Origin of the sequence: Shewanella marina JCM 15074, from assembly GCF_000614975.1 — a bacterium.
GTDB classification, from domain to species: Bacteria; Pseudomonadota; Gammaproteobacteria; order Enterobacterales; family Shewanellaceae; genus Shewanella; species Shewanella marina.
In genome coordinates this window covers 103,398-116,688 of sequence record NZ_BALM01000001.1, presented here as the reverse complement: position 1 = coordinate 116,688, position 13,291 = coordinate 103,398, and the positions used below count along the sequence as shown (strand labels likewise).

The window sequence follows — 13,291 nt, the reverse complement described above, 5'->3', positions numbered from 1 at the left end:
CAGCTAACAAAATTAACCTTGAGGTTAATTAACCTTATGCTGCTGGCTCATCATGTAATACCACTAAGCGTTTTGGTGCTAATAACCCATTGTCATTCATCATGCCAATACCAACAAACTTGTGTGAGTCACCTAGAGTGATACGCACAAGTTGGTCGGGTACAAGGCCTGGTGCTTGCAATGCTTGACCTTGCATCAATGCAGTCGTCATCGCATCAGGTAAGTTAACCTCAGGAAAATCTGCCACAGCAGTATCCATTGGTAACAATAACGGGTCTAGCAATTCACGCGGTGGCACTTCATCACGATGTGCTTGTTCAAGTAAGGCTTCAAGTTGCGCCAGTGTCACCATTTTTTCATATGGATAAACAGCAACTTGAGTTCGGCGTAACATGATCACATGTGCACCACAACCTAACATTTCACCTAAATCGTCAATAATAGAACGAATATAAGTGCCTTTTGAACAATGAATATCAAGTGTCAGTTCATCACCTTCTAAACCGATATAATTCAGTTCAAAAACAGTGATAGGACGTGCTTCACGAGGAACTTCAATACCTTCACGCGCATATTTGTATAAAGGCTGACCTTGATACTTTAACGCAGAAAACATTGATGGCACTTGCATGGTATCACCACGAAAATGCTCTAGTGCGGTTTGCAGCTGTTCATCAGTAAAGGTTAACGGCCGAGTTTGTACCACTTCGCCATCAGAGTCACTAGTATCAGTACGAACTCCAAGTTTAGCCGTCACTAAGTAACGTTTATCAGCATCAAGTAGATGCTGCGAAAACTTAGTCGCTTCGCCTAAACAGACAGGTAACATACCGGTTGCTAATGGATCTAATGCGCCAGTGTGGCCTGCTTTAGCTGCGTTATAAATTCGCTTTACTCGTTGTAGAGCAAAGTTAGAACTCATACCCGTGTCTTTATCAAGCAACACGATACCATCAATCAAACGACCTTTTGGACGACGAGCCATTACTCATCACCCTCTTTTTTGTCATCGCTATCAGCAACACCAAACTGCTTCTGTTTTGCTTCATCGTTGCTAATCACTTGACTTACAAGGTTAGACATACGCATACCTTCAGCCAACGAGCTGTCATAAACAAAACGCAATTCAGGCATTACACGTAACTTCATACGACCAGCCACTAATGTACGAACATAAGGTGCTGCAATTTCTAATGCTGCAAGCTTCTGTTTTAGTAGTTCAGGTTGATCTTCAAAGAAGGTTACGAAAACTTTGGCATAACTTAAATCACGAGAAACTTCTACGTCATTTACCGTTACCATGCCGATACGAGGATCTTTAATATCACGTTGTAATACCTGAGCCAGCTCTTGTTGAAGTTGCTGTCCGATACGACGTGTACGACCAAATTCTCTTGCCATAATAATCACCAAGGGCGGCCTGAGCCGCCCTTTTTAAATGTTACAGTGTACGAGCGATTTCAACTGTTTCGAATACTTCGATTTGGTCGCCTACGCGAACATCGTTGTAGTTCTTAACACCGATACCACATTCCATACCGTTACGTACTTCAGCCATGTCGTCTTTAAAGCGACGTAATGACTCTAACTCACCTTCGTAGATAACTACGTTTTCGCGAAGTACGCGGATTGGTGCGCTACGCTTAACGATACCTTCAGTCACCATACAGCCAGCGATTGCGCCAAGCTTAGGAGACTTAAATACGTCACGAACTTCAGCAAGACCAATGATCTGTTGCTTAAATTCAGGAGCAAGCATACCGCTCATTGCTGAACGAACTTCGTCGATTAGGTCGTAGATTACGCTGTAGTAACGTAAATCAACGCTTTCTGCGTCAATAGTCTTACGCGCCTGTGCATCAGCACGAACGTTAAAGCCGACCATAATTGCGTTAGAAGCTGCTGCTAGAGTTGCATCAGTTTCAGTTAATGCGCCTACGCCACGAGCAATAATGTTCACTTTAACTTCATCTGTAGAAAGTTTAGTTAAAGAATCACAAATTGCTTCTAATGAACCTTGAACGTCAGCTTTTAGCACGATGTTAAGTTCTTGAACTTCGCCTTCAGTCATGTTGGCAAACATGTTCTCTAGCTTAGCTTTCTGCTGGCGAGCTAGTTTAACATCACGGAACTTACCTTGACGGTATAGTGCTACTTCACGCGCTTTACGCTCATCACGTACAACAGTCGCTTCGTCACCCGCTGATGGCACACCAGAAAGACCTAAGATCTCAACTGGAATTGAAGGACCCGCTTCAGTGATTGACTTACCGTTCTCATCTTTCATTGCACGGATTTTACCGTACTCAAGACCACATAGAACGATATCACCTTGACGTAATGTACCTTCTTGAACCAATACAGTTGCTACAGGACCACGGCCCTTGTCTAGCTTAGATTCGATAACAACACCCGCTGCCATACCATCTTTAACTGCTTTAAGCTCTAGTACTTCAGCTTGTAGAAGAATGCCTTCTAATAGCTCATCGATACCTTGACCAGTTTTAGCTGAAACGTAAACAAACATGTTGTCTCCGCCCCAATCTTCAGACATTACGCCGTGCTGTGATAATTCACTCTTAACACGTTCAATATCTGCTTCTGGCTTATCCATCTTGTTCACAGCTACGATTAGCGGTACGTTACCTGCTTTAGCGTGCTGGATTGCTTCGATAGTCTGTGGCATTACACCATCATCTGCAGCAACAACAAGAATTACGATATCAGTTGCTTTCGCACCACGAGCACGCATTGCAGTAAATGCTGCGTGACCTGGAGTATCTAAGAAAGTGATGATGCCGCCTTCAGTCTCAACATGGTATGCACCAATATGCTGAGTAATACCACCGGCTTCGCCAGCTGCTACTTTAGCGCGACGAATGTAGTCAAGTAATGAAGTCTTACCGTGGTCAACGTGACCCATGATAGTTACTACTGGCGCACGAGGCTCCAATTTCACAGTATCATCATCACGATCTAACAGTACTTGATGCTCAAGTTCGTTATCACGAATAAGCACTACTTTATGACCCATTTCTTCTGCAACCATCTGAGCAGTTTCTTGATCAAGCACTTGGTTAATAGTAACCATTGAGCCCATCTTCATCATCTGCTTAATGATTTCAGTCGCTTTAACTGCCATTTTCTGTGCTAATTCAGCAACAGTAACTGTTTCGCCAATACGAATATCGCGGTTAACAGCAGCAACAGGCTTGTTAAAGCCATGAGCCATTGACTCTGGAGCTGTTGAACGGTTACGAGTTTGCTTTTCACGGCGAGCGTCTTTACCACCACGCTTCTTGATGCCGCCTTTGTTACGAGCACGACGACCGCGCTTTTCAGCATCAGCATCAGAACTATCTTCAGCAGCACGAGCTACTTTAGATGTAGTAACGTGGTGGTCACTTTTCTTTTCAGCTTCTAAACGTTGGCGTTCTTCATCAGCCCAACGCTTTTCATTTTCTTCAGCAAGACGACGAGCTTCAGCAGCAGCTTTTACTGCTTCTTCATCTGTCTTACGTTGTGCTTGTTGTTCTTGAGCAGCTTTAATACGTTCTGCTTCTGCTTTAGCTGCTTCAATTTCAGCTTGGTTCGCTACTGAACCTTTGTCGTTAGTCGCTTTATTTGCCACTTCGGATTCCCGTTTTGCTTTGGCTTTTGCTTCAGCTTTCGCTTTTGCGTCTACGGCAGCTTTTTCTTTCGCTGCTTTTGCCTCTGCCTCGGCTTTAGCTTGTGCTTCTGCCTTGGCTTGTGCTTCAGCCTTTAATTTCGCTTCTGCCTCTGCTTGCACTTGTGCGGCAGCTTTGGCTTCCTGTTCGGCTTTCAATGCCGCTTCGTTAACATCTTGTTTAACGAAGGTGCGCTTTTTGCGCACTTCCACTTTAACATCTTTCGATTGCCCGCCATTTCCAGCAATACTGAGTGTCGATACCGACTTGCGTTGTAGTGTCATTTTAGTTGGCACTACATCGCCACCGTGTTGCTTTTTAAGATAGCCAAGCAGTTCAGCTTTTTCAGCTTCAGAGACCAAATCGGAGCGAGTTTTCTTAATACCAATGTTAGAAAACTGTTCTATTAGACGTTCAACGTCCTTACCAATATCCGTGGCCAACTTTTCTACTGTATGTGTTGTCATCAGTAACCTCCCATCCGTTGATCGACTTAAGCGTCTTCACCAAACCAACAGATATTACGCGCAGCCATAATTAGCTCGCCTGCTTTTTCTTCTGTTAATTGTTCAATATCCATTAAGTCATCTACACCTTGCTCCGCAAGATCTTCAAGGGTTACAACACCCTTGCTTGCAAGTGTAAATGCTAGGTGACGCTCTAAACCTTCAAGTGCTAATAAATCAGCACTTGGCTCTACGCCATCTAATGCTTCTTCATTGGCTAATGCACGAGTTGTAATAGCCGCTTTTGCACGCTCACGTAATGCTGCAACGATATCGTCATCAAGACCATCAATTGCTAGCAATTCTGTTTCTGGTACATAAGCAATCTCTTCTAAAGAGCTAAAGCCTTCATCAGCTAATACCTGTGCAAATTCAGCATCGATATCAAGTGATTCAACAAATAATGTTACCACTTTTGCGCTTTCAGCTTGATGCTTCTTCGCCATATCTTCAACTGTCATTACGTTTAATTCCCAACCTGTTAGTTGAGTTGCTAAACGTACGTTTTGACCATTACGGCCAATAGCTTGTGCTAGGCTATCGCTTTCTACAGCAATATCCATAGAATGATTATCTTCATCTACAATGATAGATGCTACATCTGCAGGTGACATCGCATTGATCACATATTGTGCTGGGTTATTATCCCAAAGTACGATATCAACACGCTCACCGCCTAACTCATTTGATACAGCCTGAACACGCGCACCACGCATACCCACACAAGCACCAATTGGATCGATACGCTTATCGTTTGACTTAACTGCGATTTTTGCACGAGAACCAGGATCACGAGCAGCGCCCATGATTTCGATCATCTCATCGGCAATCTCAGGTACTTCAACACGGAAAAGCTCAATTAGCATTTCAGGCTTAGTACGAGTTAAGAAAATCTGAGCGCCACGAGCTTCTGGACGTACAGAGTATAAGAATGCACGAACGCGATCGCCTGGACGGAATGATTCGCGAGCGATTAAGTCTTCTTTAAATAATACACCATCAGCGTTATTACCTAAATCAACTACAACACTGTCACGATTGCTCTTCTTAACAACACCAGTGATTAACTCACCTTCTTTGTCTTGGAACTGCTCAACAACTTGAGCACGCTCAGCTTCACGAACTTTCTGAACAATAACTTGCTTAGCTGTTTGTGTAGTAATACGGTCAAATACAACTGAATCGATCTCATCTTCGATAAAACCACCCGGTTGGATAGTTGGATCTTCAAATTGAGCCGCTTCTAATGTGATTTCACGGAATGGGTTTTCAAGCGCATTACCTTCATCAGCAACAACCATCCAACGACGGAAAGTTTCGTAATCACCAGTCTTGCGATCAATTGATACGCGTACGTCGATATCACCTTCGTACTTTTTCTTGGTTGCTGTGGCTAGAGCAATCTCTAGCGCTTCAAAAATCTTCTCGCGCGGAACAGCTTTTTCGTTTGAAACAGCCTCAGCGACTAGCAGGATCTCTTTATTCATCTCTTGCCTCGTTCACCTTGAAACAATCAAAATTTAGCGATTACGTTGCCTTTGCGGATATTATCCAATGCGACAACAAGCTCGTTACCATCAACAACAACAGAAAGCATTTGACCTTCTACTTTGCTAACAGCGCCTTTTAAATTACGACTACCCGCTACAGGCATAGTCAATTGAAGCTTCACATCTTCGCCGATATATTTAGCGTATTGCTCAGCATTAAATAGCGGTCTATCCACACCTGGCGAAGAAACCTCTAGGGTAAATTCTGTTGAAATTGGGTCCTCAACATCGAGCACTGCGCTAACTTGACGACTGGTTTCAGCACAATCTTCAATATTGATGCCGTTGTCGCTATCGATATAAAGACGCAAAATAGAGTGTTTACCAGCTTGGATATATTCAATACCCCACATCTGATAACCTAATGCCTCTACAGGCACTCTTAGCATCTGTTCTAATTTGGATTCTAACGTTGCCACGATGATGACCCCCAAAAAACAAAAAAAGGGCATAAAGCCCCAGTCAGTGTCGTATCTAGACGACAAATTTAAAAGTCCATATAACAAAAAACCCCGTAAAATACGAGGTAATTTCGATAAGAACCTGTAAACAGTTGAAGAATACCGATATTCAACAAACTGGGAGTTGGTTGCGGGAGCCGGATTTGAACCGACGACCTTCGGGTTATGAGCCCGACGAGCTACCATACTGCTCCATCCCGCGTCAACTGGGTGCAAGTATATTGATTATTATCTCAACTTGCAATAACTAATAAATTATTTAATTTGTTAGTTAAATTTGGTGCCGAGAGCGGGACTTGAACCCGCACGACCGTTAGGTCACAGCCACCTCAAGGCTGCGCGTCTACCAATTCCGCCACCTCGGCGACACCTGGTTTAATCTGGAATTTTGTCTTCTGCTGGAGTTGTTACTGGTGCAACTGGAGCCGCAGGCTGAGTTACCACAGTATTAGAAGCAGGAAGATCCAAAATATCCTTATCCTTGCTGTGATTTGCACTTAAGTTACCAATAATTAGGCTTAGTGCAAAAAAACAAATCGCAAGAATTGCGGTTGTACGAGTCAAGAAGTTACCTGCACCACTTGAACCGAATAAAGTACCTGAAGCACCGGCGCCAAAAGAAGCACCCATGTCAGCACCTTTACCTTGTTGAATTAAAATTAAACCAACTAGGCCAATCGCTACTATTAAATAAACTACAATCAGTACTTCGTACATAATCTATGCGCTCATCGCTATGCTGCATAAGCTTAGAAACTCAGTTGAGTTAAGGCTTACACCGCCAATCAATCCACCATCAACATCAGGTTGTGCAAACAAGTCTGCAGCATTACTCGGTGTTACGCTACCACCGTACAAAATCCTGATATTTTCTCCAATGTATGGAGACACTTCAGAGAGACGTTTGCGTATAAACGCATGAACTTCTTGTGCCTGCTCTGGCGTAGCGCTCTTACCTGTCCCCACAGCCCATAAAGGCTCGTAAGCGATAATTGCATTATCAAAAGCCATGGTACCGTTCTTTTCGATTACCACATCTAGCTCTTCAGCAATCACTTCAAAAGTGCGTCTTGCTTCACGAGCTGGGCCGGATTCACCTACACATAAAATAGGCGTCATGCCGTGCTTTTGAGCTGCAGCGAATTTCTCCGCTACGATATCACTCGTTTCGCCATACATACGACGACGTTCCGAATGACCAATAATAACATAACGACAACCAGAATCTTTAAGCATTTGTCCTGAGATTTCGCCAGTGTATGCACCAAAATCATGTTGACTCAGGTTCTGAGCTCCCATTCGGACTAAGCAGCCATCAAGGGCTTCTTTATTTGCATTAAGTAGTTGTCTAACACTTTCTAAGTAAATAGTCGGTGGACACAATACAACTTCAGCAGAATCGTTTTTCAGCTTAGCGGCAAACTTGGTGAATAGCTCTTGTGCAAGCTCTGCACTACCATTCATTTTCCAATTCCCTGCTACCATCGGACGTCTAAGCGCCATTTCTATCTCCTCTGAAAGCGGCGAGAATAATAGCGAACCACTAATTAACTTACAATAGTTAATTGTCGATATTTTTGATTTAATTAGTCATTCGCTTACTTTTCGGTCAAAAACAAGCCTTTGGTTATCAAGGTTTTGCAATCAACCGTTAGCTATGTAGCTAAACGACTTGAAGTTACTATTTGCAATCGCCTTAATAACTTCAAGTAGGGATAACATAAAGCTCGTTACTATACCCCGATTTTTACAGCCTCAGCAATGCTATTTGCGTGTGCCATAACTTGCTCATAATCATCCCCTTCAACCATCACTCGGATCAAGGGCTCTGTACCTGATTTGCGAAGTAACACACGTCCACGCGCACCAAGTGCTTGTTCTACCAACAATTGGGCTTGTGCAACCTGCTCACTCGCTAATGGATCATTTTCACCTTCAAAACGAACATTGACAAGCACTTGTGGCAACATGTTCATACCATCAACCATGTCAATCAGGCTCACTTGTTTACGACGCATAGCCGCTAACACTAAAATACCGGCAACGATACCATCACCAGTTGTGCCATGGGCTAAATCAAGAATGTGACCCGAATTCTCACCACCGATACGCCAACCTTTGGTTTTCAGTAACTCCATCACATAGCGATCGCCCACTTTTGAACGTTCAAATGGAACATCAAGCTCTGCAAGTGCTAACTCAAGGCCTAAATTAGACATTAAGGTACCAACAACACCGCCCACTAAAGTGCCATTTTCTTTAGCATCTTTAGCCAGAATATACAGAATTTGGTCACCATCAATCACATTACCTAAATGATCGACCATCATAATACGGTCACCATCGCCGTCTAATGCAATACCTAGGTCAGCTTGCTCTGCAACGACGGCTTCACAAATAGCACCCATTGAAGTCGCACCAACTTTATCGTTGATATTAATACCATTAGGTTGATCACCAATGGCAACCACTTCAGCACCTAGCTCTCTAAACACATTAGGGGCAATATGGTAGGTTGCGCCATGGGCGCAATCGACAACAATTTTTAACCCTTCTAAGGTCATATCAGCAGGGAAATTACCTTTGCAATACTCGATATAACGACCCGCAGCATCATCAATACGAGCCACTTTACCAAGCTCATGTGATTCAACACAAACAAGTGGTTTTTCAAGTTCAGCTTCAATGGCTAATTCAATTTCATCATCAAGCTTGCTGCCATCAGCCGAGAAGAACTTAATGCCATTATCATAGTAAGGATTGTGCGAAGCACTAATCACCACGCCTGCTTCTGCGCGGAAAGTGCGCGTTAAGTATGCTACAGCAGGTGTCGGCATAGGGCCCATCAACATGACGTTTAATCCTGCCGCTGATAAACCAGCTTCTAATGCAGACTCAAACAAGTAACCTGAAATACGGGTATCCTTACCAATAATAACTTTCTTAGTGCCTTTACGAGATAAAACACGCCCAGCAGCCCAACCTAATTTTAGTGCTAATTCTGGGGTCATCTTACCTGCACCAACACGACCACGAATGCCGTCTGTGCCAAAAAACTTTCTCATTTTATTCTCCGAACATCCTTTGTTTGTCGATCAAAAACAAACTTTCTTAAATTATCTAATATAGGTTTCAGTTGCTTGCCATACTCGTACAACATCCATAGTTTGTTGTACATCATGCACACGAACGATCTGTGCACCTTGCTGAATGCTAATTAATGCACCCGCCAAACTGGCAGGTAAACGATCAGTCACGTCTCGTGCTAATAATTGACCAAACATACTTTTACGAGATAGCCCTGCCAAAACAGGTAATCCTAACCAACTAAACTCATTTAATCTGCCTAATAGCTCATAGTTATGAGCAAGAGTTTTACCAAATCCAAAACCTGGATCTAATATAAGCTGCTGTTTTTTAATACCTGCAGCTAAACAAGCGTCTACTCTATCTTGTAAAAATTGCTTTATATCAACAATAACATCATCGTATTCAGGAGCCATTTGCATAGTGCGAGGTTGTCCTTGCATATGCATCAAACATACTGGCACATCTAATTTTGCGGCCATCGCTAAAGCACCAGGCTCTTGTAAGGCTCTCACATCATTAATCATATGCGCACCAGCATCAATGCCCGCCTGCATAACTTCAGGCTTACTGGTGTCAAGCGAGATCCACACATCAAAATTAGCGGCAATGTATTCTACCAGAGGGATAACCCGAGCAAGCTCCTGTTCAACACTAACGGCTTGCGCACCGGGGCGGGTCGACTCGCCACCAATATCAATAATACTGGCACCAGCGGCAATCATCTCCCTTGCTTGCTGGCATGCGCCATCAAATTGGTGATATTGGCCACCGTCAGAAAATGAATCAGGGGTGGTATTTAAAATCCCCATCACTTGTGGGCTATCGAGCGCTAAAGTGCGCTTCTTTGAAGTCAATTGGAACATGTTATTTTATAATAATCCATAAACAAGAAAACCCCGTAACGGGGTTTTCTTCAATATTGAGTTAGTAGTTACTTCGCCGGAGATTCATCGACAGGACCTACTTCAGGTTTGTCTTGTTGCTCATCGGTTTCAGCTTTAGCTACTGGTTCAGCATCAATTGTTTTACCTTGACCATGATCGTCATGATTGTTCTTATCATCAGCGGTCCAGTCAGCAGGCGGTCTAACTTCACGACGCGCCATTAGATCTGCAATTTGTAGTGAATCAATAGTTTCATACTTCATCAATGCGTCTTTCATTGAATGAAGAATATCCATATTGTCGTTTAGGGTTTGGTAAGCACGATCATAGTTACGATCAATAATTAGCTTGATCTCGCTATCAATCATTGCCGCAGTATCATCAGACATATGTGATGATTTACCCATGCTACGACCTAAGAATACTTCACCTTCTTCTTCAGCATAAAGTAGTGGACCTAGCTTTTCAGAGAAGCCCCACTGAGTCACCATGTTACGTGCAATTGACGTTGCATATTTAATATCTTGTGATGCACCAGTCGATACCGCATCGTGACCAAAGATAAGTTCTTCAGCTAAACGTCCACCGTATGCAACCGAGATTTGACACTCTAGTTTACGACGGCTTTGGCTAATTTGATCACCTTCAGGTAAGAAGAAGGTAACACCTAGCGCACGACCACGAGGAATAATTGTAACCTTATGCACTGGATCATGCTCTGGCATTAAATAACCAATAATCGCATGACCCGCTTCATGGTAAGCCGTCATCTCTTTTTCAGCTTCAGACATTACCATTGAGCGACGTTCTGCACCCATCATGATCTTATCTTTAGCACGCTCAAACTCTTCCATGCTTACCACGCGGCGGTCACCACGAGCAGCAAAGAGTGCAGCCTCGTTAACTAAGTTAGCTAAGTCAGCACCAGAGAAACCCGGTGTACCACGAGCAATCACACTTGCTTTAACGTCATCACCCACAGGGATCTTACGCATATGTACTTTAAGGATCTGCTCACGACCACGTACGTCAGGTAAACCAACTACCACTTGACGGTCAAAACGGCCTGGACGAAGTAATGCAGCATCTAATACGTCTGGACGGTTAGTTGCAGCGATAACAATAATACCTTCGTTGCCTTCGAAACCATCCATCTCAACTAGCATTTGGTTTAGTGTTTGTTCACGCTCATCGTGTCCACCACCTAGACCAGCGCCACGTTGACGACCTACAGCATCAATTTCATCGATAAAGATGATACAAGGTGCAGACTTTTTAGCTTGTTCAAACATGTCACGTACACGAGACGCACCCACACCCACAAACATTTCAACGAAGTCAGAACCAGAAATAGTGAAAAACGGAACTTTAGCTTCACCAGCAATGGCTTTTGCAAGTAATGTTTTACCTGTACCTGGAGGGCCTACCAACAAAATACCGGTAGGAATTCGACCACCCAATTTCTGGAATTTAGTTGGATCACGTAAATAATCCACCAATTCTTTCACTTCTTCTTTTGCTTCATCACAACCAGCAACATCCGCAAAAGTGGTTTTAATTTGGTCTTCGCTCATCAATTTGGCTTTACTCTTACCAAATGACATCGCGCCTTTACCGCCACCGCCTTGCATTTGACGCATGAAGAATATCCACACACCAATTAGCAGTAACATAGGGAACCAAGAGATGAAGATTTGAGTCAAGAAGCCAGATTCCTCTGCTGCTTGGCCTTTCATCGCCACACCTTTGTTGTCTAATTGATTGATTAAATCGCGATCATAAATCGGCATAATAGTGACAAATTTTTCACCATTGCGCATTACACCATCAATGGTGCGTTGATCACTTTTAATTTCAACACTTGTAACCTGTCCTTTATTAACATCATTAAGGAAAGTTGAATAATCCATCTTCTGCGTCGACGACGTAGAGGGGGAGTAACCCTGAAAAACTGACATCAACACTACAGCGATGACAACCCAGAGTATTATGTTCTTAGCCATGTCACTCAAATTACTTGACCTCGTTTATAAAGCCTTGCGTTATTAATCAATAGACTACTACAACTTGTAGCCTGTCGCTACCAAATACACTTCACGAGAGCGCGCTCTTGAAGAATCTGGCTTCCGAGTTTTTACAGTCTTAAATGCTTGCCGAACGGCTTTCATGTATTCGTCAAAACCCTCCCCCTGGAATACTTTGACGGCAAAGCAACCATTAGGTGCCAAAACTTGATGGCACATATCTAAGGCTAACTCCACTAAATACATGGCTCGCGGTTGATCGACACCATCTGAACCACTCATATTTGGAGCCATATCTGATAATACCACATCAACTTTCTCTTCACCTACACGCTCAAGTAAAGCATCAAGAACTTTCTCTTCACGGAAGTCACCTTGAAGGAAATCGACACCGACGATTGGGTCCATCGGTAAAATATCACATGCAATAACCTTGCCTTTATCACCTGCAAGTTTTACTGCAACTTGTGACCACCCACCAGGTGCGGCACCTAAATCAACAACCGTCATTCCAGCACGAATGAGTTGATCTTTTTGCTGTAATTCTTCCAACTTAAAAGCAGCACGAGAGCGTAAACCACGCTTCTGTGCTAATTTCACATAATGGTCATCGAAGTGTTCTTGCATCCACCGACTGGAGCTGGCTGTACGTTTTTTAGCTGACATTTAACATCCGCAACAAAAAATGAGTGTTACATAAAAGGTATATAAGGGTAGAATAGCGTTTTTTCAACAGTAACTCAGCAAAAGTTGGTATAAATGAACTTAACAACCAAACAAAAACAGCATCTAAAAGGCTTAGCACATAATCTTAAGCCAGTTGTAATGCTTGGTGCCAATGGTCTGACTGAAGGTGTACTGGCTGAAATTGACAATGCACTCGCTCATCATGAACTGATCAAAGTGAAAGTGGCCTCTACAGATAGAGAGCTTAAAAATGCAATCGTTGATGCCATTGTACGTGAAACCCAGTCTACCAAAGTACAGCTTATTGGACACGTTTTAGTGTTATTCCGCCAGTCAGAAGAGATGAAAGTCGCTCTGCCTCGCGCAAAATAAGTCTGTAGACTGAATAAAAGCCAGTTGATATTCGTCAACTGGCTTTTTT

The 13,291-nt window shown here is 43.2% G+C and carries 12 protein-coding genes and 2 tRNA genes; 1 reads left to right on the top strand and 13 read right to left on the bottom strand.

Translation table 11 applies throughout. The features are described from left to right. Positions 1-34: 34 nt before the first annotated feature. The 13 genes from truB to rlmE form a co-directional block, all read right to left on the bottom strand. Complete coding sequence (truB, locus tag JCM15074_RS00540) at positions 35-985, bottom strand: tRNA pseudouridine(55) synthase TruB (protein WP_025819338.1); 951 nt, start codon at positions 983-985, stop codon at positions 35-37. Continuing rightward, the gene (gene rbfA / locus JCM15074_RS00535) at positions 985-1,401 is read right to left on the bottom strand and encodes a 30S ribosome-binding factor RbfA (protein WP_025819337.1); all 417 of its coding nucleotides are present in this window, start codon (positions 1,399-1,401) and stop codon (positions 985-987) included. The genes truB and rbfA overlap by 1 nt, the downstream gene beginning before the upstream one ends. 40 nt (positions 1,402-1,441) lie before the next feature. Next, positions 1,442-4,135 (bottom strand): translation initiation factor IF-2, encoded by a 2,694-nt coding sequence (gene infB / locus JCM15074_RS00530; protein ID WP_025819336.1) that lies wholly within the window; start codon positions 4,133-4,135, stop codon positions 1,442-1,444. A gap of 26 nt (positions 4,136-4,161) precedes the next feature. Then, on the bottom strand, positions 4,162-5,661 hold the full coding sequence (nusA, locus tag JCM15074_RS00525; RefSeq protein WP_025819335.1) for a transcription termination factor NusA: 1,500 nt from the start codon (positions 5,659-5,661) through the stop codon (positions 4,162-4,164). Positions 5,662-5,687: 26 nt separating this feature from the next. Further along, positions 5,688-6,143, bottom strand: coding sequence for a ribosome maturation factor RimP (gene rimP, locus JCM15074_RS00520; protein ID WP_025819334.1), 456 nt, complete (start codon positions 6,141-6,143; stop codon positions 5,688-5,690). Positions 6,144-6,310: 167 nt separating this feature from the next. Continuing rightward, a tRNA-Met gene (locus JCM15074_RS00515) sits at positions 6,311-6,387 on the bottom strand. Positions 6,388-6,463: 76 nt separating this feature from the next. Then, positions 6,464-6,550, bottom strand: a tRNA-Leu gene (locus tag JCM15074_RS00510). Positions 6,551-6,560: 10 nt separating this feature from the next. Then, complete coding sequence (gene secG / locus JCM15074_RS00505; RefSeq protein ID WP_025819333.1) at positions 6,561-6,902, bottom strand: preprotein translocase subunit SecG; 342 nt, start codon at positions 6,900-6,902, stop codon at positions 6,561-6,563. A 3-nt stretch (positions 6,903-6,905) separates the two neighbouring features. Next, a complete protein-coding gene (tpiA, locus tag JCM15074_RS00500) occupies positions 6,906-7,688 on the bottom strand; it encodes a triose-phosphate isomerase (RefSeq protein ID WP_025819332.1) in 783 nt (260 codons plus the stop codon). Positions 7,689-7,918: 230 nt separating this feature from the next. Then, a complete protein-coding gene (glmM, locus tag JCM15074_RS00495) occupies positions 7,919-9,250 on the bottom strand; it encodes a phosphoglucosamine mutase (protein WP_025819331.1) in 1,332 nt (443 codons plus the stop codon). Positions 9,251-9,301: 51 nt separating this feature from the next. Next, positions 9,302-10,138 carry a dihydropteroate synthase gene (gene folP, locus JCM15074_RS00490; RefSeq protein WP_025819330.1) on the bottom strand — a complete coding sequence of 279 codons (837 nt, stop codon included), beginning with the start codon at positions 10,136-10,138 and terminating at the stop codon, positions 9,302-9,304. Between the two features lie 68 nt (positions 10,139-10,206). Further along, entirely contained in the window at positions 10,207-12,171 is a 1,965-nt protein-coding gene (gene ftsH, locus JCM15074_RS00485; protein WP_025819329.1) for an ATP-dependent zinc metalloprotease FtsH, read from the bottom strand. 48 nt (positions 12,172-12,219) lie between these two features. Continuing rightward, positions 12,220-12,849 (bottom strand): 23S rRNA (uridine(2552)-2'-O)-methyltransferase RlmE, encoded by a 630-nt coding sequence (gene rlmE / locus JCM15074_RS00480; protein ID WP_025819328.1) that lies wholly within the window; start codon positions 12,847-12,849, stop codon positions 12,220-12,222. A 93-nt stretch (positions 12,850-12,942) separates the two neighbouring features. Here rlmE and yhbY point away from each other — a divergent pair, with 93 nt between their 5' ends. After that, positions 12,943-13,242 carry a ribosome assembly RNA-binding protein YhbY gene (yhbY, locus tag JCM15074_RS00475; protein ID WP_025819327.1) on the top strand — a complete coding sequence of 100 codons (300 nt, stop codon included), beginning with the start codon at positions 12,943-12,945 and terminating at the stop codon, positions 13,240-13,242. Positions 13,243-13,291 lie beyond the last annotated feature (49 nt).

Coding starts and splice junctions, on each gene's coding strand:
- glmM (WP_025819331.1), bottom strand. CDS start 9,250: ATGAGAAAGTTTTTTGGCACAGACGGCATTCGTGGTCGTGTTGGTGCA.
- truB (WP_025819338.1), bottom strand. CDS start 985: ATGGCTCGTCGTCCAAAAGGTCGTTTGATTGATGGTATCGTGTTGCTT.
- rbfA (WP_025819337.1), bottom strand. CDS start 1,401: ATGGCAAGAGAATTTGGTCGTACACGTCGTATCGGACAGCAACTTCAA.
- rlmE (WP_025819328.1), bottom strand. CDS start 12,849: ATGTCAGCTAAAAAACGTACAGCCAGCTCCAGTCGGTGGATGCAAGAA.
- tpiA (WP_025819332.1), bottom strand. CDS start 7,688: ATGGCGCTTAGACGTCCGATGGTAGCAGGGAATTGGAAAATGAATGGT.
- secG (WP_025819333.1), bottom strand. CDS start 6,902: ATGTACGAAGTACTGATTGTAGTTTATTTAATAGTAGCGATTGGCCTA.
- folP (WP_025819330.1), bottom strand. CDS start 10,138: ATGTTCCAATTGACTTCAAAGAAGCGCACTTTAGCGCTCGATAGCCCA.
- yhbY (WP_025819327.1), top strand. CDS start 12,943: ATGAACTTAACAACCAAACAAAAACAGCATCTAAAAGGCTTAGCACAT.
- nusA (WP_025819335.1), bottom strand. CDS start 5,661: ATGAATAAAGAGATCCTGCTAGTCGCTGAGGCTGTTTCAAACGAAAAA.
- infB (WP_025819336.1), bottom strand. CDS start 4,135: ATGACAACACATACAGTAGAAAAGTTGGCCACGGATATTGGTAAGGAC.